This window comes from Orlajensenia flava, from assembly GCF_004801905.1.
Taxonomy (GTDB): domain Bacteria; phylum Actinomycetota; class Actinomycetes; order Actinomycetales; family Microbacteriaceae; genus Orlajensenia; species Orlajensenia flava.
The window spans coordinates 194,097-214,625 of record NZ_SSSN01000005.1 but is presented as its reverse complement, the minus strand read 5'-3'; the positions used below and the strand labels follow the sequence as shown (position 1 = coordinate 214,625).

The following is a 20,529-nucleotide window of genomic DNA, read 5'->3' as shown; positions in this document are numbered from 1 at the left end:
CGGGCAGATCACGCCACGCGAGCATCCCAGTCGATGCGGCTGCCGCCGATCCACGCCACCCGCGACTCGGTCACGGCGTAGCGGAACACGAGCCGCAGGATCGCGTCCTGGAACACCCGCCCGATGCGTCCCGGCACCTTCGAGCTACTGGACCGTGCGCCGGCCGCCACGATCTTCTCCACCCGTTCGCGGCGGGCCTTCTCGAATGCGGCGAAAGCATCCTGAACCGATGACGTGTCGCGGATGGACTGCGCCAGCACGACGGCATCCTCGAGCGCGAGCGATGCGCCCTGGCCCGAGCTCGGCGACGGCGCGTGGGCCGCGTCGCCGATCACGATCATGCGGCCGCGCGACCAGACGGGGGTGTGGCCCAGATCGTAGGTGTTGTCGCCCGCGAGCTCGAGCTCTCCCCCGGCGATGAGCTCGCGCATCGGGCCAGCGTCATCGGCCACGAGCTCGAGCAGCTTGGCGCGCCACTCGTCGTCGGTCGTCGCTGCTCTCACCGAGCGCGCGATTGCTGGCTCGGGCACGTTGACGAACCAGACCACGTCCCCATCCGGAGTCGGATGCGCCCCCGTGAACGCCCGACGCCCGAAGACGAACTCCCACGCCTCGGGCACGAGGTCGGCTGCGAGCGGGGTGGCACGGGTGATGCCGCCGAAGTTGGTCAGCCCCACGTAGCGCGCGGGTGGCGCCGTCGGGTCGATGGCCGTGCGCACCAGCGAGCGCACGCCGTCGGCGCCGATCAGGATGTCCCCGCGCAGCACGGTGCCGTCGTCGAGCGTGGCGCTCACGTGGTCACCGTGGTCGCCGACGGATGTCACGCTCACGCCCGTGCGAACATCCACTCCCCGGCGGCTCGCCTCAGCTGCGAGACGGGATGCCAGGTGCGGACGCTTCATGGTGAGGCCCACCCATCCGTCGTCGAGGGAAGGGCCGAGTGACAACGCGCCGAGGAAGGAACCCGTGGCCCCGACCATGCGGTTGGTGCGGGTGGGGAAGCCGTCGTCGCGTGCGAGGTCGAAGACGTCGAGAACGCGCAGCGCGTCGACCCCGTTCGGTGCCAGCGAGAAGTAGGAGCCGTCGTCGGCCTGGGCATCCGTTCGGCGTTCCAGCACGACGGATTCGACGCCCACCTTCGCGAGCGCGAGCGCCGTGGCGGGACCGGCGATTCCTCCCCCGACGATGAGAGCCTTCATTCGCGTATCATCCTTTTATTGCAATATCCGAACATTTCGATTATCGAAAGAATACCTCGATGGATGCCTCGCGTCAAACGCTCGTCGGCGAACTCGGGCAGGCCCTGCAGCGCTACCAGCGCAGCGTGCAGGCCTTCGACGACGAGGTCGGCAGAGCCATGGGCCTCGGTCCCGCCGACCTGCGCTGCCTGGACTGGCTGACCGAGGGCCCCCTCACCGCCGGCCAGCTGAGCGTCGCCACCGGCCTGCGTCCGGCCGCCACGACGGCGCTGGTCGACCGGCTTGTCGCCCGAGGACTCATCGAGCGCACGTCGTCGCCCACCGATCGCCGCCAGGTTCTCGTGCAGATGACGGATGAGGGCCGCCGCCAGACCTGGGCTTACTACGGCCCCCTCGTCGCAGCCGGAGCTCCCCTCCTCGCCGAACTGAGCGAGGAGCAGCTGACGTTCATGCGCGACTACCTGTCGACGATCACCGACATCACCGAGCGGCACCGCGAGCGCGTGGAGGGCGAGCGGGGCTGAGGCGGGCAGCCGCTCCCACCGCTCCCTCCGCTCCCACCGCGAGCGCGCGAACCGTCATCCGCTCGCCGCCGCCCGATTCCGTCTCGAGGAATCCCGCGCCTCGACGAGGAAGTCGCGTTCGACGGCGTTGTCCGTGAGGATGATGGCCTCGTCGTAGGCGACCCTCGCGTCGTCGGTGCGCCCCAGCCGCCTCAGGAAATCCGCCCTGGCTGCGGCGAAGTAGCCGTATCGGGCGAGCAGCGGGTCGGTCGAGAGGCTGTCGAGCTCGGCGAGGCCCTCGCTCGGACCGACGGCGAACCCGACCGCGATCGCCCGGTTCATCGCGACCACCGGTGAGGGCCAGGTCTGGAGAAGCAGGTCGTAAAGGCCCACGATCTCGTGCCAGTCGGTATCGTCCCAGCGGCGTGCCTCGTCGTGCACGGCGGCGATCGCGGCCATCAGGGCGAAGCGGCTTGGGTTGCGCTTGGCCAGAACGTCGCGCAGAAGAGCCACCCCCTCGCCGATGGCGCCGTGGTCCCAGCGAGCGCGATCCTGATCGGCGAGGAGCACCAATCGCCCCGTCGCGTCGATCCGCGCATCGCGCCGCGCATCCGTCAGGAGAATGAGGGCGAGCAGAGCAGCGACCTCACTCGAGTCGGGCAACAACGCCGCAGCAGCCGCGCGAGTTCGTGGCCGCGCTCCGCCAAGTCACGACGCATGAGGTTTGCGCCGGACGGCGACGAGTGACCGCTCGTGAACACCAGGTGCACGACGCTCAGCACGGCATCGAGCCGCTCCGGCAACTCTGTGGCAGAGGGAATCCGGTACGGGATGTGCGCCTTCGTGATCTTCTGCTTGGCACGCGTGATGCGCGCGGCCATCGTCGGTTCGGCTACCAGGAAGGCGCGCGCGACGTCATCCGTCGACAGACCGCAGACGAGCCGAAGGGTCAGCGCGACCTGCGCCTCTCGGGAGAGGGCCGGATGACAGCAGGTGAAGATGAGCCGGAGCCGATCGTCGGGCACATCGGGCGCATCGGTGTCGGTCTCGCCAAGCGGCTCGAACAATTTCGGAAGGGCACCCCGAGCGGTCGCGTTGCGCCGGAGCACGTCGAGCGCGCGCCGCCGGGCTGTCGTCGTCAACCAGGCGCCGACGTTGTCGGGGATGCCGCGCGAGCCCCACGTCGCGAGGGCGCTGGCGTAGGCATCCTGCACCGCCTCCTCAGCAGAATCGAGATCGCCCGCCACCCGGACAGTGGCTGCCAGCACAAAGGCCCATTCGCGGCGGTGGGCATCCGCCACCGCCGCGGCGACCTCCGAACTGGCGATCTCGGGCATCAGCTGACCGCCCACACGGGCCGCACCTCCACCCCTCCGCGTGGGGCCGGAACCTCCTTGGCGATCGCGAGTGCCTCATCCAGGTCGGCCGCTTCGATCAGGTAATAGCCCCCTAGAGCCTCCTTGGATTCCGCGAAGGGGCCATCCGTGATGACGAAACCGCCCGAACCATCTGCGCGCACCGATGTTGCGCTAGACGTCGGTTCGAGCGCGGCCCCACCGAGAAGAGCGCCCGCCCGCCTGTCCATGAAGGCGAGGTAGTCGGGGCTCACCGCTTCACCGAAGCCGGCCTGCTCGACCTGCTCGTCCCGGAAGACCAAGATTAGATACTTCGGCATGTCACTCCCTGTCATTAGCGCGATTTCCGAGTCGGACCCATTCAACTCATGGTGGGGTAAGGATGTCGACGGCACGGCTGAGTCAGCGGCTATAGCGAGCCGGCAGCGACGGGGCTGTTGTGGTACGCCTCGACCAGCCACCGTTCGTTCTGCCTCCGGAGCACCCAGGTCGCGTTGATGAACCGACCTGTGGGCACCTCGATCTCGCCGGCGAAGAGGACGCCCGCTCGGCTGATGGCGATCGCGTTATCCGCATCGAGGAAGCGGATGTCCTGAACCTCGTCGCGAACGGTCGATCCCGCGAGATAGCTGGCGAAGCTGTCGGCCATGCCCGCGCGGATCTCCTCGCGATTCCGCCGATACGTCCCCGGCATGATGACGGTGGCACCCTCGGCGTAATCGATGACGAAGGCGTCTGCATCGCCGTTCGCCCATGCGGCGTACTGGTCGGCGAGCACCTTCGTGATGGCTGCGGTGTCGTTCTGTCGATTCATGTTCATGACGTCTTCTCCTGTCGGTCGGGCATGGCCCTCCGTTCGGACCACTCACTAACCCGACGCGCACGCACCTCGAGAATCGACAGTCGAACAGAAAGCGTCTGCGGCGTTCGTCGATGAGCCGGGCAGGATGCGGGAACCCCCGCTCCGGCAGCGTTCGCCCCGCGTGCCATGGCGAACGGAGTGCCCGCCGGAACCGTTCGGGTCGGCGACTCACTGGCATCCGTCCCCCTCCGAAACCATCGACGATGCCGAGACCACGATCGCCGAGGTCGCGGCCGGCCGACCCGCCGTGCTGGTCTTCTACCTCGGCGCCTGGTGCCCGTACTGCAACCTGACTCTCAACCACTACAACGAGACCCTCGCTCCCGCCCTCGCCGAGCGCGACGTCGCCCTGATCGCTATCAGCCCGCAGCACGCCGACGGCTCGCGCGCGGCGGTCGCGAACGGCGACCTCGGCTCCACGGTGCTCTCCGATCCCGATAATCGCCTCGCCACTGCGCTCGGAATCGTGACGGCGCCGAGCCACGAGGCGCAGCAGGCGCACGCCGCCCTCAGATTCGCGGTGAAGGACAGCAACGCCGACGACACGCCCGCCATCCCGTTCCCGACCGTGCTCGTCATCGAGCGCGACCAGACCATCCGATTCGCCGACGTCCACGTCGACTACACCACCAGAACGGAGACCGCGGAGATCCTCGCGGCCGTCGACGCCCTGTGAGGTAGTTTGTCCGGCCTTCTGATCCCGCTCGAAGCTCAGGGTGCGTCCCCACTGGCGAAGCGGCACGATGGACGCATGAGCTCAGAGCAGAACCCCGGGCAGCACGACTCGATCGATGAATCGACAGACTTCTGGATCTGCGCCACCTGTGCGGTCGAGCACTCCGAGCGTGAGGCCGTGTGCACCATCTGCGCCGACGAACGCCAGTGGGTGCCGCGCGAAGGCCAGCGATGGACCACCCTGGCCGAACTGCGCGCATCCGCAACCCGGGTGAGCGTGAGCGAGCTCGAGCCCGACCTGTTCGGCATCACCTCCGACCCGCGAGTCGGCATCGGCCAAACGAGCAAACTGGTGCGAACGGATGCCGGCTCCGTGCTCTGGGGCCCGATCGGCTACGTCGACGACGACGCCGTCGCTCGAGTACGGGCAGTCGGCGAGGTGGTGGCGATCGTCGCGAGCCATCCGCACATGTACGGCGTGCAGGTGGAGTGGAGCCGCGCCCTCGGTGGCGTACCTGTTCTGGTCGCCGAAGCGGATGCGCACTGGGTCGCCCGCACCGACCCCGCGATCACGACGTGGTCGGGCGAGCGAGAACTGCTCCCGGGCGTCACGCTCGTGCAGACGGGCGGCCACTTTCCGGGCAGCGCCGTGCTGCACTGGGCCCACGGCGCCTCGGGGCGCGGTGTGCTGCTCAGCAGCGATTCGATCTTCGCCAACGCCGACCGCGTCTCCGTCAGCTTCATGCGCAGTTTTCCGAACCCACTTCCGCTCTCAGGCGCCGTGGCTGAGCGGGTGGCCAGCCGCGTGACCGCGCTCGAGTTCGACCGGCTCTACGGCAACTTCGACACCGTCATCGCCACCGATGCGCGGGCCATCGTTCAGCGATCCGCCGAGCGCCACGCGGCATGGACCCGCGGCGACTTCGATCACCTGACCTGAGGCAAGCGGGCGTCACCTCGTGATGCTCCGATCCTGGCCAGCCAGACGCGGACCCGGCGGCGCCTTCATGTGATGGCCCGATCCTGGCCGGTCAGGCGATGAGTCGGGCTCCTCCCGGCGGTGAACGTCGTCTGATGAGGGCGAGCTTCCGGGCCGTACTGTTGCCGGCCCGCGGTCTTCGACTGGTGTCGATGTGAGGGGGCGGGATGAATTGGACCCGGCCATCCGTGACCCGAATCCGCCACTCGTCACGATGGATGACGTGGCGGTGGAACGAGCACAGCAGCACTCCGTCGGAGATGTCGGTCGGCCCGCAGTCTCGCCCCCACCAGGCGATGTGGTGCGCCTCGGTGAAGCCCGTCGGCCTCGTGCAGCCGGGGAAGGCGCATCGTGCGGCGACGAGCGAGGGGGCTCGATGACGCCGCACAATTCACCGCCCGGCGAGGGTGGGACCCACCTCATCTCCCGGAAAACGGGCCGGGCATCTCGCCCGAACCGCGCGCGATGAGCCGTGTCTCGAGCCGAACGTGCTGCGTCGGTCGCTCGTCTCCGGAGACCCGCCGCAGCAGCAGCTCGGCGGCCAGCTGACCCATCGCCGCCGGATCCTGCGCGATCACGGTGATGGCGGGGTCGAGCACGTCGCCGAGTTCGAAGTCGTCGAAGCCCACCACCGCGGGCAGCGGGCGGATGCCGCGTTCCTTCAGGTGGCGCAGAAGCCGCACGCTCCACCGGTTGTTTCCCGTCACGAACGCCGTCGGCGGGTCATCGAGACGTTGAACCGCGTCGATCGCTTCGGCGTTCCTGTCGGAAAGGGGCGGGTCCATGATGACGAGGTCGTCGACAGGATCGATCCCCGCTGCAATAAGCGCCTCCCGGTAACCCGCGAGCCTCTCGGCGGCGGTGTAGACCGTGGGCGCGTCTCCGAAGAAGGCGATGCGGCGATGACCGTTCGCAATCAAGTGCGCGGTGCCGACGGCGGCTCCCCCTCGGTTGTCGGCGAGGACCGTGTCGGCGCGGATGCCCGGCATCGGTCGGTCGACGAACACCATCGAGCAGCCGGCGTCCAGCTCGGCCTGGATGAACGCGGGATCGGTGCCGCGCGCCGGCGCGACGATGAGGCCGTCGGCACCTCGCGACGAGAACGACTCGATGATGCGGCGAGAGCGAGCCGAATCCTCGGCCGACGATGCGGACAACAGCAGGTAGTCATGCTCGAGGGCGACGTCCTCGACGGCACGGGTGAGCACGGAGTAGAACGGATCGGCGACATCCTCGAGCACCAACCCGATGGTCGAGGTCGTGCCCTGCCTGAGCTGTCTGGCGAACTCATTGCGGCGAAATCCGAGTTTGTCGATGGCCGCCCGCACGGATCGGAGAGTCTCGGCGCTCACGTATCCGTCACCGTTCACCACCCGCGACACCGTCTTGAGGCTGACCCCCGACGCGGCGGCGACATCGCTCATGGTCGCACGGACGCGCGGAGAAGGCGAGGTCATGAGGACAGGATAGCTGGACGACCGAGCAATGAGACATCGATGTCAGAACGGACACGCCGACTTCGACCTCCGGCGTCGGTTTACGTCGCGCATCACCCCCAGCGGGACGGCGTTCACCCCGTAAAAGGTATAGGACAACGTTGACATATGGACCCCACGGCGATTATCGTGACCGGTGAACGCCGACCGAGCGTTTCTCCCCTTGCCGTTTCAGTGTCGAAAGGCCCCCGCATGCCGGAGCGCACCATCCTTCCCATCCGTTCTCGAGTGCAGTCCCTCTTGCGCCGATACACCGCCCCGCTGGTAGCCGGAGCCCTCGTGGCAGCGGCCCTTCCGCTCGCCGTGGCCTCGTCGGCGGCTGCCGCGGAGAACACGGACTGGTCCACCTCGTTCGAGCAGGGCGAGGCCGTTGCACCCTTCGCCAACCAGGTCGAGCTCGGGGCCGATGACGCCCCGCTGCAGCAGAACGTGCACGGCGCGAGCGGCGGCAGCCTGCTCCCGAGCGTCACCACGGTCACGGCGAGCGGCGAGAACCCTCCCGGCGAGGCGGCGGTATGGGTTGCCGACGGAGACCCGAACACCAAGTGGCTCGTGTTCACGCCGACCGGCTGGCTGCAGTACCAGCTCGCCGCGTCGACGACCGCCGTCACCTACACGCTCACCTCGGGCGGCGACGCTGCAGAGCGCGACCCCAAGAACTGGGTGCTCACGGGCTCGAACGACGGAGCCACGTGGACGGAACTGGACACGCAGACGAACCAGACCTGGGCGGATGCCGACCGCAAGGTGAAGAAGTCGTTCACCATCAAAACGCCGGGCAGCTACAGCTACTACCGCCTCGACGGCATCCAGAACCACTCCGGCGGCCTCATCCAGCTCTCCGACTGGGACCTGGTCGCCGCCGACGACCCGAACGCCCCCGCCGCCCCCGTCACGACGACGGTCGGCACCGGCCCGAGTGCCGGCTACAACATGAAGGCCCGCGTGGGATGGACCGGGGCGCACTCGCTCCGCTTCGGCGGCCAGCACACCGGCGACGGACCGGCATCCGTCACCAACCGCCTGTTCGACGTGAACATCTCCGTCGGCCAGCGCACCCGGTTCTCGTACCTGATCTTCCCCGAGCTCACGGCGAACGACCTGCAGTACCCGTCGACTTACTCGGCCGTCAATCTGCGCTTCAGCGACGGCACCGAGCTCAGCGACCTGAAGCCCACCGACGTCTACGGCATCGACGCGACCGCGCGCGGACAGGGCGCGGGCAAGGTGCTCTACCCGAACCAGTGGAACCAGGTACAGGTCGACCTCGGCACCGTCGCCGCCGGCAAGACCATCACCGCCGTGCAGTTCTCCTACGACAACCCGGGCGGATCCGCGGCCACGTCGTTCGGCGGCTTCATCGACGACATCTCCGTCGTGGCGGCGCCCGCCACCATCGACGGATCGAGCCTCACGCACTACGTCGACACCCGGCGGGGCACCAACTCGTCGAGCGCGTTCTCGCGGGGCTCGAACGAGGCCATCACGTCGATTCCGAACGGGTTCAACTTCCTGGTACCGGTCACCAACGCGCAGAACACCTCGCGCGAGTACTCCTGGCAGCAGGACAATACGGATGCCAACCGCACCCGCTTCGAGGGACTCGGCATCTCGCACGAGCCGAGCCCGTGGATGGGCGATCGCAACCTGTTCTCGGTGATGCCCGTCGCCGGAGCAGGGGCACCGAACGGCAACTGGCACTCGCGTGCGGCCACCTTCGGCCACGACAACGAAACGGCGCAGCCGGACTACTACAAGGTCGGTCTCGACAACGGCGTCACCGCTGAGATGACACCGACGGATCACGCCGCGATCATGCGCTTCTCCTTTACCGGCGCGGCCAACAGCGTCGTGCTCGACGGCCCCAACGACAACGGCAGCTTCTCCATCGCGGCCGACGGCACCGTCACCGGCTGGGTGGAAAACGGTGCAGCGGGCGACACCGGCCGCACGCGCATGTTCGTCTCCGGCCGGTTCGACGCCACGCCCACCGCGACCGGCAAGGCTGCCGACGGTCGCGCGATGACGCAGTACGCGAGCTTCGACACGAGTGCGAAGAAGACCGTGGAGCTGCGCTTCGCGACCTCGCTGCTGAGCGTGGACCAGGCCGCCAAGAACCTCGCGTTGGAGGTGGGCTCGTCGAGCTTCGACGCGGTGCACGATGCCGCCCGCGCTGCCTGGAACGATCGCCTCGGCGTCATCGCGGTCGAGGGCGCATCGGAAACCGAGCTGCGGACGCTGTACAGCAACCTCTACCGGCTGAACGTGTACCCCAACTCGCAGTTCGAGAACACCGGAACCTCCGCCGCTCCCGTCTACAAATACGCCAGCCCGGTGTCGGCGCAGACCCGCGCGAGCACCGCGACCCAGACCGGGGCGAAGATCGTGGACGGCACGATGTACGTCAACAACGGCTTCTGGGACACCTACCGCACGGTGTGGCCGGCCTACTCGATGCTCTACCCGAAGGTCGCAGCCCAGCTCGTCGACGGCTTCACGCAGCAGTACCGCGATGGCGGCTGGATCGCCCGCTGGTCCTCGCCCGGCTACGCCAACATCATGACCGGCACGAGCTCCGACGTCGCCTTCGCCGACGCGTACCTGCGCGGCGTCGACCTGCCCGACCGGCTCTCCACCTATGACGCGGCCGTCAAGAACGCCACCACACCGTCGAGCAACGACAGTGTGGGCCGCAAGGGCCTGGCGACGTCACTGTTCCTCGGCTACACACCGGCCTCGCAGGGCGAGAGCGTGTCGTGGGGCGCCGAGGGTTACATCAACGACTTCGGCATCGGCAACATGGCCGCGAAGCTCGCGGCCGACCCGACTGTTCCCGCCGACCGCGCGGCTCAACTGAGCGAGGAGAGCGAGTACTACCTCAACCGGGCCACCGGCTACGTGAACATGTTCGACCCGTCGATCTCGTTCTTCCAGGCCCGGAACGCCGACGGCAGCTTCGCCACCCCGGCGGCGCAGTACAACCCGAAGTCGTGGTGGGGACCGTACACCGAGACCAACGGCTGGAACTTCGCCTTCCACGCGCCGCAGGACCCGCACGGCCTCGCCAACCTCTACGGCGGTGACAAGGCTCTGGAGGACAAGCTCGACGCGTTCTTCTCCACCCCGGAGACCTCGCTCGGCAGCATCCACGAGGAGGCCGAAGCCCGGGACGGACGCTACGGGCAGTGGGGCGTCAGCAACCAGGTGAGCCACCACATTCCGTTCATGTACAACGAAGCAGGCGCACCCGCCAAGGCTCAGGCCGTCGTGCGCGAGGCGCTCCAGCGCTCGTGGGCCGGTGGCGGCATCGGCCAGGGCTACGCCGGCGACGAGGACAACGGCGAGATGAGCGCGTGGTACATCTTCAACGCGCTCGGCTTCTACCCGATGCAGACCGGTTCGACCAATCTCGTGCTCGGCTCCCCGCTGTTCACGAAGGCGACCGTCAAGCTCGAGGACGGAAAGTCGCTCGTCATCAACGCGCCCGAGACCAGCACGAAGAACATCTACGTTCAGTCCGTGCGGGTCAACGGCGAAGACCACCCGTCGCCCTCGATCGACTCGCGCATCCTCACCGCAGGCGGCACGCTCGACTTCACCATGGGGTCGCAGCCGAGTGCGTGGGGCACCGGGAAGGATCGCGGTCTGCCCTCGCTCACCACGGACGACAAGGTAGCCACCCCGCTGGTCGACTCGACGGATGCTTCCCTCGCCTCGGTCACGAGCGCGGGCGGCGAGAACGTCGCGGCGCTCGCCGACAACGACTCGCGCACCCAGGTGACCTTCGCGAACGCCACACCCGCGGTGACGGTCGCCTACAAGGGCGCCAAGCAGAAGCCGACCTTCTACACGATCACCTCGGGAGCGACGGCGGATGCCGACGCCTCGGCGTGGACGCTCGAGGGCAGCAACGACGGCGCCACCTGGACCGAGGTCGACGCGCGTTCGGGCCGCACCTTCGCCAACCGCAACCAGACGGTTCCGTTCAAGATCGCGAATCCGGGTGCTTTCCAGCAGTTCCGCCTCCGGGTGACCGCGGGCGGCGCCACGGTCTCGCTCGCGGAGATCGAGCTGCTCACCGACGGCAGCGGAGCGGAGGCGAACGCGCTCACGTTCAGCCCGAGCGCGGGTCTCACCGCGACCTCGAGCGTCGAGAGCGACTTCGCTCTCGGCATCCTCTCGGGTGGCACGGCGAGCGGATACGCGGCGAGCGTCGACTGGGGTGACGGCAGCCCAGCGGATGCCGCGACCATCGAGGCCGCCAAGCTCGGCAACTACCCGGTCTCGGCACGCCACACCTATGCGCAGCCGGGTGTGTACCAGGCGAAGGTCACCGCGACCGACGGATCGTCGAGCTTCTCGGCATCCGTTCCCATCACCGTCGCGTATGTCGAGCCGGGTGGCCTGCAAGCCGCCTTCGACAGCGTGTGCATCGCCGACGACGGCGTGGGAGGCAACTGCGACGCGAAGGGCATCTCCTACCCCCGCAAGGGACTGGCGGATGGCGGTCTGACCGCCGGGGTCTCGCACGACGTGCCGGGGACCGACCTGCACTTCACGTTGCCGGTCGTTCCCGCGGGAGCTCCCGACAACGCAACCGGTGCCGGTCAGACCATCGCGGTCGACCTCGGCGACGGCGCGACGAAGCTCTCGTTCATCGGAGCAGCGACGGAGAAGAATCAGGACACGGCGGTGACGGTGAACTTCACCGACGGCACCTCGGCGACCACCCCGCTGCAGTTCAGCGACTGGACGAAGGGCGGCAACGCCGGCGCAACGGCACCGTACGGCAACCTCGAGGTGGTGAAGTCGGCGTACCGGCTGGTCGGCGCCTCGCCGGCGAACACCGCGTCGTACTTCTTCTCGACGGTGCCGTACGTGATTCCCGACGGCAAGACGGTCGCGAGCATCACGATGCCCGTACAACCGGGTGAGCCGGGAGTGACCGGTCGCGTGCACGTCTTCGCGATCGCGTCGAACGGCACGCAGCCCGACGCCGGCTTCGACGCGAAGGTTGGTGCCGACATCACCGGAACCGCGGGCGAGCCCGTCGAGGCCACCCTCGCGAGCATCACCCAGACTGATGCGGCGGCGGATGCTCCGATCGTTCGCGTTCAGTGGGGTGACGGCACCGTTACGGAAGACGCCGATGTGGCGGCATCCGGAGACGGCCTCGCCGCCACCGGTGGTCACACCTACGCGGTCGCTGGCAGCTACACCGTCTCGGTGACGGTCGCGACGCCTGCGAAGACGACGCAGCTTTCGCTCAAGGCTGTGATCGCCGCGGCGCCGGTGTACCAGACCACGCTCGAGGTGGATCCCGCCGACGACGTGCTCGCGGGCTCCGATGTGTCGGTGACGGGCGACGGGTTCAAGCCCGGCGAGTCGGTGACGGTCGTGCTCCAGACGCCGACGCCGGTCTCGAAGACGGTCGAGGCCGACGCGAAGGGCCACGTCGCTCTCACCATCACGGTGCCGGGCGATCTCGACCCGGGCATCTACCCGATCATCGCGACGGGTGGCTCCTCGAAGATGCCGGCAACCGTGACCGTGAACGTCGTGCCCAAGCCGGTCGAGCCGGTCTACACGCCGCAACTGCACTCCGATGCGAGCTCCGCCCGCGCGGGTGATGCGGTGACGGTGCTGGGTGAAGGCTACGCTCCGGGCGAGAAGGTCACCGTCGAGGTGCACTCCGACCCCGTGGTCGTGGGCACGGCGACGGCTTCCCGCCAGGGTGCCTTCAGCCTCACGTTCGCGCTGCCGGACGTTCCGGTCGGCGCCCACGAGATCGTCGCGACGGGTGACGTCTCAGCGGTTCCCGCATCTATCCCGTTCCGGGTGCTCGCGGCGGCTATTCCTGGAGACGGTAGCACCGGCACGACCGGCGCGACCGATGCCTCGGTGAAGGCGCTCGGCCACACCGGCGTGGATGGCCCGCTGCTCACCACGCTCGGCGGGGTGGCGGTGCTGGGAATCCTCTTCGGCGGCGTCATGCTCTTCCTCCGCCGTCGCCGCGGCGGCAAGGTCGACGTGACGACGGGAACGGACTCGTGACCCGGCACTGGTAGCCGCTACACCCGTTGAGCCGGTGCCGACCCTCCTGGGAGTCGGCGCCGGCTCTCGAGCTTGCCGCGTTGAGCCGCTACCCATCGCCGCGGGATCGGCTGTCCCTGCTGCGGTGAGACCGGCCGGGGCCTCGGGGATAGGCCCGACGTCAAACGGCCGTTGCAGGCAGGTGCGGTCGCAGGTTGGCGGCGAGCAGGCGGTCGAGGGCACGATCGGGGAGCAAGCGGGCCATCCGAGTGAGCACGGCCGCGTCACGACCGATGGTGTAGCGGGTGCGGGGGCGCCGGTCCATCACCGCCCGCACGATCACTCGAGCCGCCTTCTCTGCAGGGAGGCCGGCCTCGCCGAACGCGGCGGCTTGCGCCGTGACGGCCTGCACGAGCGCGGCGTACCGTCCGCTCTGCTGCTCGGTCATCCCGGCGGCGAGCTGGTTGGCTGTCGCGATGCCCCTCGCCGACATCTCGGTTCGAACCGCGCCAGGCTCGACGATGATGACGTGCACCCCGAAAGGGCCGAGCTCGCGTCGCAGCGAGTCGCTGACCGCTTCTAACGCGAACTTCGCTCCCGCGTAGGCACCATACGTGGCCATGGCGATCTTTCCGCCGACCGAGCTGATGTTGACGACGCGCCCAGTCGACTCGATCAAGGCGGGCAGGAGCGCTTGCGTGACGGCGATGTGGCCGAACAGGTTCACCTCGAACTGGTGGCGCCACTCGTCGAGCGGGAGAGCCTCAACCGGGGCGTTGATGGCGATGCCGGCGTTGTTCACCAGCGCTCTCAGCGGGCGCCCGTGTGGATCGGTGGCGATGCGGTCTCGCAGGGAGGCGACATGGTCGGGTTCGGTGATGTCCAGGATCACCGGTTCGATGCCCTGCTGACGGATGGCGTCGCCGTCGCGGTCGCGGCGGACGCCGGCGATGACGTGATACCCGCGCTGAGCAAGTTCATGGGCGGCCGCGGCTCCCATCCCCGTCGAAGCTCCCGACACGACGGCGAGGGGGGACATTGATGTTGACGTTGTCATCTGGCTACCGTAACACCGCAGATGACAATGTCAACTGTAGAGTGGACGGATGATGGTTTCGCGAAGCGAGTCCGCCGCAGCGACGCGCCGTGCGCTCGTCGACGCGGCTGCCGGACTGCTGGACGCCGGAGGTCCGGAAGCCGTGACGTTGCGCGACGTCGGGGCGCGGGCCGGGGTCTCCCGGGGAGCCGCATACCGGCACTTCGCTGATAAGGAGAGTCTGCTCACCGTGGTGGCAGCCGAGAAGTGGGAGTGGCTCGCATCCGACCTCCACGGGGTCCGCGACCGCGGCGGCGCGCCGGAGGACCACGTGCGAACCGCCCTGCTGTCCCTCATCCGCGTCGGCAGAACGCAACCGCACCTCTACCGTCTGATGTTCAGCACGCCGAGAGGCGATCCCGACACAGCAGTCCGAGCGGCTTCGCTCGCTCAGGACGAGTTTCTCGCAATCGTCAGCGAACTGGTCGGGTCGGATGACGCACGGCGTTTTGGGGCGCTCCTTCTCACGAGCGCTCACGGCATCGCCGGCATGGAGCTGAGCGGACATCTCTCGGCCGACAAGTGGCACACCACGGCGGAGGAACTGGTCGACACCCTCGTCGCCGCCTCGGCCGGGTCGCGGCGGTCGAGGGGATGATCGTCGTCTGCGGTGGTTCAACCCGATTGCTCTTGACTCGGATAATCCGAGCTCATACTATTTATGCATGACCTCCTCTCAGCCGCCCACCTTCTGGCAGGGCCCATTGCCTGACGCCTCTCCGCCCGCCGGTATGGCCATGTATCAGTTACCGACGGGCACGTACTCCACTCGAGCCGCGTTCGCCGTCACGGGAGGCTCGTTCCGCGATAAGCGACGATTCGCCGCCACTGCCGTGCTGATCACCCACCCTGCCGGCGATCTGCTGATCGACGCAGGGTTCGGCGAACACGTGGGCGAACACATGGCGATGCTGGCCCGCATCGAGCGCGCCCCGCACGAGCAGGGCGAGACCGTTGCTCAGCAACTCGACGCTGCCGGCTATGACCGGTCCCGACTTCTCGGCGTGCTGGTGACGCACGTGCACTGGGATCACGTCAGCGGCCTGGACTCGTTGCGCGTTCCGGTCTGGATCAACGACCGCGAACGGCGATACGCGGCCGACGACTCGCACGGCGCCGTGTTCCGGGCCGTGTCGAAGGGATTGCAGGTACACGAGTACGCTCTCGACGGTCCTCCGTACCTCGGCTTCCCCGCGAGCTACGACGTGCACGGGGACGGTTCCGTCGTCGTCGCCCTCGCCGGAGGGCACACGGACGGGTCCGTCGTTGTGTTCGTCACCCTGCCGTCCGGCGATCGGTATGCCTTCATCGGCGACCTCACCTGGCAGATGGACGGCATCACACGAGGCGCCGAGCGGCCGTGGTTGCTGCGCCGGGTCGCCGACGTCGATGCTGAGACCGTGCGGACGGGTCTCGGGCGCAGCATCGCTCTCAGCCGGCTCATGCAGATCGTCCCCGCTCACGATGTCGGGGCCTACGGTGCCATCCCGGCCCTGCCGTCGCCCTTTCCGAACCCCGGCCGATGACGACCGAGACCAAGGACACGGAGCGCGTCGCTGCCGCCGGGAAGCCGGCAGGGACACCGATCGAACCGTCGCGCGTCGCTCTGGGCCCGGGACCGGACTCGGAGCTGACCTGGCTGCTTCACCGAGCGGCGCAACGGATGCACGCCGTCGTGGGGGCAGAGGCCGAGCGGCACGGGCTGACGCTCCGAGACCACATCGTTCTCAGCGCGCTTCACAAGACGACGGACCTGACCCAGATCGAACTCGGCCAGGCGCTCGGGATGGACAAGACCACCCTCACGGCAGAGCTCGACCGGCTCGGAAAGGCCAGCCTCGTCGAACGACGCGTCGACCCTCGCGACCGGCGCGCCCGCATTCCCGCCATCACCGAGAAGGGCGACGAAGCACGGGCGAAGATCGCGGATGGCGCACACGCTGCGGAGAGAGCAGCCGTGCGCGCCCTCGATGCCGCTCAGTCGGCGTTCCTCCGCAGCGCCCTCTACGGCATCATCGGCGACGCCGACGACCCGGGATCGTGCATATGAGCAGTTCCGGTGAAGACCGCCGCGCCGCCGGCCGCGCGGTGTACGCCCGCAACATCGGCGTCACTGAGAATCAGGCCGAAGCCCTGTTGTCCGAGCGGGCCGGAGAGCAATACACCCGCGAAGCCTTCCTCGCCGCCGGCGGCCCGGGATGGCACGGCGACGACCTGACCGACCGCGATCGGAACATCGCCGTTATCGCCGCCCTCGTCGGCCAGCACGTCACCGATGAGCGTCTAGTGACCTACCTCCACGCCGCCCGCTCCGCCGGAGTCACCGAACGGGGACTCGCCGACCTCATGGTGCTCCTCACCGCCTACCTCGGTCAGCCAGCACCCTCCCTCGCCATGGCGACCATCCTCACCACCGCACCGCAGGCCGGAGCTGTCGACGGCGGGTGAGTCCTCCGTCACGGTTTGGACCGCATAGACACCACCGGTGCCGGCGACGCCTTCGTTGGCGCCCTTGTAGCCTCATTGGCTGCGGCGCCGGGCTCGTCGACGCGACACGCGTAGCTGTCGTCGCGGGCGCGTACTCGGCGCAGCGTTGGAACGATCGACTCCTCCGCAACGCCGTCGCAGCTCGAGCCGCTCAGGACGCCTTGACCCGATGCGCCGTCGCGTCAGTACGGGCGCGCGTTGGCAGCGTCGACTTGTGAGCGCATCGTGCACAGATCCACAATCCACCAGATCAGTACACCCAGGAGGAGCAGCAAGCCGATGCCGAGAAGGCTCGTCATCCATCCGAGCCACCATGCGGCGATCATGATGACGGCTTGCGGATACTGACGCAGGTAGAAGTGGTGAGCACCGAATCCGCCGAGGAACAGTAACAGGACGACAGCTGTGCCGACCGTCTTGGTAGCACGCACGAGGACGACAGGAGCAACCGGCAGATAGCCGACGGCGGAAGGAACGTGGACGGCAGACGATGGGGCCGCCTGATAGCTCGGAGCGTGTGCTGGCGCGTAGAAACCCCACTGGCTGCCGTCCCACCAGCGCAGCTGGCCCGTGTTGTCGGGATACCAACCAGCCGGTGCCGCCGGCTGGTTCGGCTGCTCCATCGCCGGCAGGGCTGGTGGCTGGGGTTGGCGTTGGGGCATCGGCTCGAGATCGCTCACCGACTCAATCTATCGATCCCCGCTCCCACGACCAGCTCGTAGGTCTCGTGCGGCCAGGAAGGTCGGACCCGCCAACGGCGCAGTGAGTGAGTACACCTCGACGGCGAATCAGTCGCTCGCCATCGTCGGCAAGAGCAGCTTGGGCAAGTCCACCCTCATGCACGTCACGGCGCTACTCGATGTGCCCACGAGCGGCACCATCGAGCTTTCCTGACCGGATGCGGCGAGCCTGCACGGCCGAGCGCTGAATGCCGCGCGCAACAAGACCTTCGGATTCGTCTTCCGGCAGTTCTCCTCACCGGGCGGGCAGAAGCAGCGCACCGTCATCGCCCGAGCGCTCGTGAACGACCCGCGCATCATCTTCGCCGACGAACCGGGCACCCAGCAAACCGCGCTTGCGCGAAGGCAAGCAAGCACTTACTTTAATGTCATGACCACCAAGGACCGCATCACGGATGCGGCGATGCGGCTGTTCGGCGAGCGCGGGTATGCCGCCACGTCCGTCGCGCTCATCGAGCAGGAGGCCGGACTCGCGCCAGGCTCGGGCGGCCTCTACAAGCACTTCCGCTCGAAGAAGGCCGTGCTGGACGCCGGCATCCGTTCGCGCATCGAGTCATCCGACGATCTGCTCCCCCTCATTGCCGCGGTCCAAGCCGCTCCCGACCGCCGAGCCTCCCTTCGTGCAATAGCGGCCGCCGCCCTCGCGCGCCTCGACTCCGAGCGCGACCTCAACCGCATCCTCGTGCGCGACCTCGCCCCGTTTCCCGACCTGCTCGAACTCTTCCGCACCGCCGAGCTGCAGCGCCTCGCGGATGCACTCTCCGCGGGCGTCGTACAGCTCGAGCCGTCGCTTCCCGATCGCGCACGCGCCGCCCTCTCGGCGGTCTTCATCGGCGCCGTCTCGCACTTCTGGCTGCTCGCCGACATCTACGGCGGAAGCCACCCACTGGGCATCGACCGCAATGCCTTTCTCGACGCGGTGGCCGACGCCGCCGATGCCGCCATTGCGAGAGGATCATCATGAGAGTGCTGCTCGCCGGAGCATCCGGCGCCCTGGGCCGACAGCTCGTGCCGCAACTGCTTGCCGCAGGACACGAGGTGCTCGGCATCACGCGCAGTCCTGAGTCAGCCGACCGGCTGCGCAGTATCGGGGCGGATGCCGTCGTCGCCGACGTGCTCGACCGCGACGCCCTGCTCGCGAGCCTCACGGGCGAACGGGCGGACACCGTCATGCATCAGCTCACGGCGCTGAGCAAGCCGCCCCTGTTCTACGGTTCGATGACGGCGACGAACGTGCTCCGCGAGGGCGGCACGGCGCACCTCGTCGAGGTCGCTCATCTCGTCGGCGCCACCCGGATGGTCACCCAGTCGATCGTGCTCGGCTACGGATTCCGCCGGCAGCATCCCGCACCGGTCGACGAAAGCGCTCCCTTCGGCGAGCTCGAGGGCACCGGTGCCGACCCGACCTTCGCGGCGCTGGTCTCCGCCGAGCAGCAGGTCTTCACCGCTCAAGGCATCGACGGAATCGCGCTGCGCTACGGCATCTTGTACGGCGAAGACGTGCGCACCGTCGCCGCGGGGCTACGGCGACGGATGCTGCCCGTCACGTCGTGGAACGGCGCGATCCCCTTCGTGCACCACGCCGACGCCGCCTCCGCCGCAGTCGCCGCCTTGGATCGTGGTCGGCCGGGCACCGCATACAACGTCGCCTCGGAACAGCGGGTCAGCTGGCGCGAGTACGTCCAGACCGCCTCGCGCGTGCTGGAACTGCCGGCGCCCCTCCGCGCGCCCGTCGGCGTGTTGCGCGCCGCAGCCCCCTACGCGGGCGAGTTCATGACGCGCATCGACCTGCAGGTTTCCGCGCAGCAGGCGCGCGACGAGCTCGGATGGGAGCCGCGCTACGGCACCGTCGACGACGGGCTTCGTCAGTCGCGCTCGCTCTTGTGACGCTTCAGAAGCCTGTCGAGCGGGTGCCGAGGCTTGACGGCAGTTCGACCCGCAGTCGATCCTCGGCATCGTCGTGCTCGTGATGGCCATCGCGTTCCTCGCTGGACCCGCGCCGCTCTGCGAGCAGCCCGGCAGGACCCGATCGCGTCATTGCGATACGAGGGGGGTGGCATCTACGTCAGGGTCCACGCCGAAGGCCGCCTGCATCACCGCCGACGCCGTGATGACCGCGATGATGATGAAGAACGCGTCGACGGGAGGCGACCCGGGTGGCAGCCGGAACACGAACACCAGCACGAGCGTGCCCACAACGCCCCACAGCCCCAGGCCGATGCCGCCGGTGCGAACACCGAGCACGATAGCTCCGATGACGACGACGGCCTGCAGGATGACGAACACTGTCTCCATCGCGTCCCCTCGACTCGCCGGCGTTTGCGAGCCTACTGTCGCGTCGTCGTGCGGCACCAGTAGCCGCGGCGTCGGTGGCGGGCGCAACGGGAGGTCAATGGTATCGTCGTGATACCGAGGAGGAACCCATGGCACTCACCCTTCGATTGACGGCCGGGCAGGACGCGCAGCTGACCGAGATGGCCGCGCGCGAGAACCGCTCGAAGAACGAGATCGTAGCGATCGCGATCGAGGAGCGAGCCGTCCGCCTCGACCGCTCGCAGCGCAGCCGTGCGGCCTTCGACCGCGTGCTCGAGCGCGACGCCGAGGCTCTCGACCTGCTCTCGCAGTGACCGAATACCTCGACCCTGCCGACGTCGAACTGCTGATCGATCGCCTCGACTGGCACCTGCGCGACCGCGGCTTGCTGTTGAGCGCACTCGCGGCGCCGATGCCGGTGTTCGGAGAAGAAGTTCACCCGACACTGCCCGAGAAGGCGGCCGCACTACTGTCGGCGATCAATCGCGACCATCCGCTCCTCGACGGCAACAAGCGTCTCTCCTGGCTCGTGGCCGCCGCCTTCAGCGAGCTGAACGGCTTCGACTTGGTGGCCCCGCAGGTCGAGATCGATCGGTTCGCGCGCTCGGTCGCGGCGGGAATCGGTCGAGCGGATGCCGCCGCGTGGATCGCAGAGCACCTGAGTCCGCTCGCGTAGGGACGAGGCCACCGACAACACCGCCATGTCGATCGACGTCGGTCTCCAACGCGGAGGCGACTCCCGCAGCACGCCAGGACGAGCCGGTGCGCGAGGAGCGAGGACTCCGTCGCAC

23 protein-coding genes are annotated in these 20,529 nt (G+C 68.3%); 14 read left to right on the top strand and 9 right to left on the bottom strand.

The window, feature by feature from the left end; genetic code table 11:
- Positions 1-8 precede the first annotated feature (8 nt).
- Positions 9-1,199, bottom strand: coding sequence for an FAD-dependent monooxygenase (locus E6C70_RS08770; RefSeq protein ID WP_136424155.1), 1,191 nt, complete (start codon positions 1,197-1,199; stop codon positions 9-11).
- Positions 1,200-1,258: 59 nt separating this feature from the next.
- On the opposite strand from E6C70_RS08770, the gene E6C70_RS17170 reads away from it, so the two are divergent.
- The gene (locus tag E6C70_RS17170) at positions 1,259-1,723 is read left to right on the top strand and encodes a MarR family winged helix-turn-helix transcriptional regulator (protein WP_136424154.1); all 465 of its coding nucleotides are present in this window, start codon (positions 1,259-1,261) and stop codon (positions 1,721-1,723) included.
- Between the two features lie 54 nt (positions 1,724-1,777).
- Here the strand turns inward: E6C70_RS17170 and E6C70_RS17235 are convergent, their stop codons facing one another.
- The 4 genes from E6C70_RS17235 to E6C70_RS08750 form a co-directional block, all read right to left on the bottom strand.
- Positions 1,778-2,365 carry a DUF6596 domain-containing protein gene (locus E6C70_RS17235; RefSeq protein WP_328590829.1) on the bottom strand — a complete coding sequence of 196 codons (588 nt, stop codon included), beginning with the start codon at positions 2,363-2,365 and terminating at the stop codon, positions 1,778-1,780.
- Positions 2,317-3,039, bottom strand: coding sequence for an RNA polymerase sigma factor (locus E6C70_RS17230; RefSeq protein WP_328590828.1), 723 nt, complete (start codon positions 3,037-3,039; stop codon positions 2,317-2,319). Before E6C70_RS17230 ends, E6C70_RS17235 begins: the two co-directional genes overlap by 49 nt.
- A complete protein-coding gene (locus E6C70_RS08755) occupies positions 3,039-3,377 on the bottom strand; it encodes a YciI family protein (protein ID WP_136424153.1) in 339 nt (112 codons plus the stop codon). The genes E6C70_RS17230 and E6C70_RS08755 overlap by 1 nt, the downstream gene beginning before the upstream one ends.
- Positions 3,378-3,466: 89 nt before the next feature.
- Positions 3,467-3,877, bottom strand: a complete 411-nt coding sequence (locus E6C70_RS08750) for an SgcJ/EcaC family oxidoreductase (RefSeq protein WP_207670078.1) — start codon at positions 3,875-3,877, stop codon at positions 3,467-3,469.
- Between the two features lie 163 nt (positions 3,878-4,040).
- Between E6C70_RS08750 and E6C70_RS08745 the strand changes: the two genes are divergently transcribed.
- Both E6C70_RS08745 and E6C70_RS08740 read left to right on the top strand, forming a co-directional pair.
- Positions 4,041-4,595 (top strand): peroxiredoxin-like family protein, encoded by a 555-nt coding sequence (locus E6C70_RS08745; protein WP_168770894.1) that lies wholly within the window; start codon positions 4,041-4,043, stop codon positions 4,593-4,595.
- Positions 4,596-4,670: 75 nt separating this feature from the next.
- On the top strand, positions 4,671-5,534 hold the full coding sequence (locus E6C70_RS08740) for an MBL fold metallo-hydrolase (protein WP_136424151.1): 864 nt from the start codon (positions 4,671-4,673) through the stop codon (positions 5,532-5,534).
- Between the two features lie 458 nt (positions 5,535-5,992).
- Here the strand turns inward: E6C70_RS08740 and E6C70_RS08735 are convergent, their stop codons facing one another.
- Positions 5,993-7,030 (bottom strand): LacI family DNA-binding transcriptional regulator, encoded by a 1,038-nt coding sequence (locus tag E6C70_RS08735; protein WP_207670077.1) that lies wholly within the window; start codon positions 7,028-7,030, stop codon positions 5,993-5,995.
- A 231-nt stretch (positions 7,031-7,261) separates the two neighbouring features.
- On the opposite strand from E6C70_RS08735, the gene E6C70_RS08730 reads away from it, so the two are divergent.
- A complete protein-coding gene (locus E6C70_RS08730) occupies positions 7,262-13,123 on the top strand; it encodes a GH92 family glycosyl hydrolase (RefSeq protein ID WP_136424150.1) in 5,862 nt (1,953 codons plus the stop codon).
- A gap of 160 nt (positions 13,124-13,283) precedes the next feature.
- Here E6C70_RS08730 and E6C70_RS08725 read toward each other — a convergent pair whose 3' ends face one another.
- Positions 13,284-14,159, bottom strand: a complete 876-nt coding sequence (locus E6C70_RS08725) for an SDR family oxidoreductase (protein WP_136424149.1) — start codon at positions 14,157-14,159, stop codon at positions 13,284-13,286.
- Positions 14,160-14,208: 49 nt separating this feature from the next.
- Here E6C70_RS08725 and E6C70_RS08720 point away from each other — a divergent pair, with 49 nt between their 5' ends.
- The 5 genes from E6C70_RS08720 (at position 14,209) to E6C70_RS17305 (ending at position 16,760) form a co-directional block, all read left to right on the top strand.
- Entirely contained in the window at positions 14,209-14,796 is a 588-nt protein-coding gene (locus E6C70_RS08720) for a TetR/AcrR family transcriptional regulator (protein ID WP_207670076.1), read from the top strand.
- A gap of 67 nt (positions 14,797-14,863) precedes the next feature.
- Positions 14,864-15,724, top strand: coding sequence for an MBL fold metallo-hydrolase (locus E6C70_RS08715; protein ID WP_136424148.1), 861 nt, complete (start codon positions 14,864-14,866; stop codon positions 15,722-15,724).
- On the top strand, positions 15,721-16,248 hold the full coding sequence (locus tag E6C70_RS08710; protein ID WP_207670075.1) for a MarR family winged helix-turn-helix transcriptional regulator: 528 nt from the start codon (positions 15,721-15,723) through the stop codon (positions 16,246-16,248). The genes E6C70_RS08715 and E6C70_RS08710 overlap by 4 nt, the downstream gene beginning before the upstream one ends.
- Positions 16,245-16,646: a carboxymuconolactone decarboxylase family protein gene (locus E6C70_RS08705; RefSeq protein WP_136424147.1), complete on the top strand. Its 402-nt coding sequence runs from the start codon at positions 16,245-16,247 to the stop codon at positions 16,644-16,646. Before E6C70_RS08710 ends, E6C70_RS08705 begins: the two co-directional genes overlap by 4 nt.
- A gap of 15 nt (positions 16,647-16,661) precedes the next feature.
- Positions 16,662-16,760: a PfkB family carbohydrate kinase gene (locus tag E6C70_RS17305; protein WP_207670074.1), complete on the top strand. Its 99-nt coding sequence runs from the start codon at positions 16,662-16,664 to the stop codon at positions 16,758-16,760.
- 107 nt (positions 16,761-16,867) lie between these two features.
- On the opposite strand, the gene E6C70_RS16655 is transcribed toward E6C70_RS17305, so the two are convergent.
- On the bottom strand, positions 16,868-17,365 hold the full coding sequence (locus E6C70_RS16655) for an NINE protein (RefSeq protein ID WP_168770893.1): 498 nt from the start codon (positions 17,363-17,365) through the stop codon (positions 16,868-16,870).
- An 82-nt stretch (positions 17,366-17,447) separates the two neighbouring features.
- Between E6C70_RS16655 and E6C70_RS17225 the strand changes: the two genes are divergently transcribed.
- The 3 genes from E6C70_RS17225 to E6C70_RS08680 all read left to right on the top strand — a co-directional run bounded on the left by E6C70_RS17225 (position 17,448) and on the right by E6C70_RS08680 (position 19,312).
- The gene (locus E6C70_RS17225; protein ID WP_207670073.1) at positions 17,448-17,579 is read left to right on the top strand and encodes an ATP-binding cassette domain-containing protein; all 132 of its coding nucleotides are present in this window, start codon (positions 17,448-17,450) and stop codon (positions 17,577-17,579) included.
- Positions 17,580-17,795: 216 nt separating this feature from the next.
- Positions 17,796-18,389 (top strand): TetR/AcrR family transcriptional regulator, encoded by a 594-nt coding sequence (locus E6C70_RS08685; protein ID WP_136424388.1) that lies wholly within the window; start codon positions 17,796-17,798, stop codon positions 18,387-18,389.
- The gene (locus tag E6C70_RS08680) at positions 18,386-19,312 is read left to right on the top strand and encodes an NAD-dependent epimerase/dehydratase family protein (protein ID WP_136424146.1); all 927 of its coding nucleotides are present in this window, start codon (positions 18,386-18,388) and stop codon (positions 19,310-19,312) included. The genes E6C70_RS08685 and E6C70_RS08680 overlap by 4 nt, the downstream gene beginning before the upstream one ends.
- A 147-nt stretch (positions 19,313-19,459) precedes the next feature.
- On the opposite strand, the gene E6C70_RS08675 is transcribed toward E6C70_RS08680, so the two are convergent.
- The gene (locus tag E6C70_RS08675) at positions 19,460-19,720 is read right to left on the bottom strand and encodes an anaerobic C4-dicarboxylate transporter family protein (RefSeq protein WP_235833358.1); all 261 of its coding nucleotides are present in this window, start codon (positions 19,718-19,720) and stop codon (positions 19,460-19,462) included.
- Between the two features lie 128 nt (positions 19,721-19,848).
- Here E6C70_RS08675 and E6C70_RS08670 point away from each other — a divergent pair, with 128 nt between their 5' ends.
- A complete protein-coding gene (locus E6C70_RS08670; RefSeq protein WP_136424145.1) occupies positions 19,849-20,052 on the top strand; it encodes a ribbon-helix-helix protein, CopG family in 204 nt (67 codons plus the stop codon).
- A complete protein-coding gene (locus E6C70_RS16650; RefSeq protein ID WP_168770892.1) occupies positions 20,049-20,414 on the top strand; it encodes a type II toxin-antitoxin system death-on-curing family toxin in 366 nt (121 codons plus the stop codon). The genes E6C70_RS08670 and E6C70_RS16650 overlap by 4 nt, the downstream gene beginning before the upstream one ends.
- The last annotated feature ends 115 nt before the right edge of the window (positions 20,415-20,529 follow it).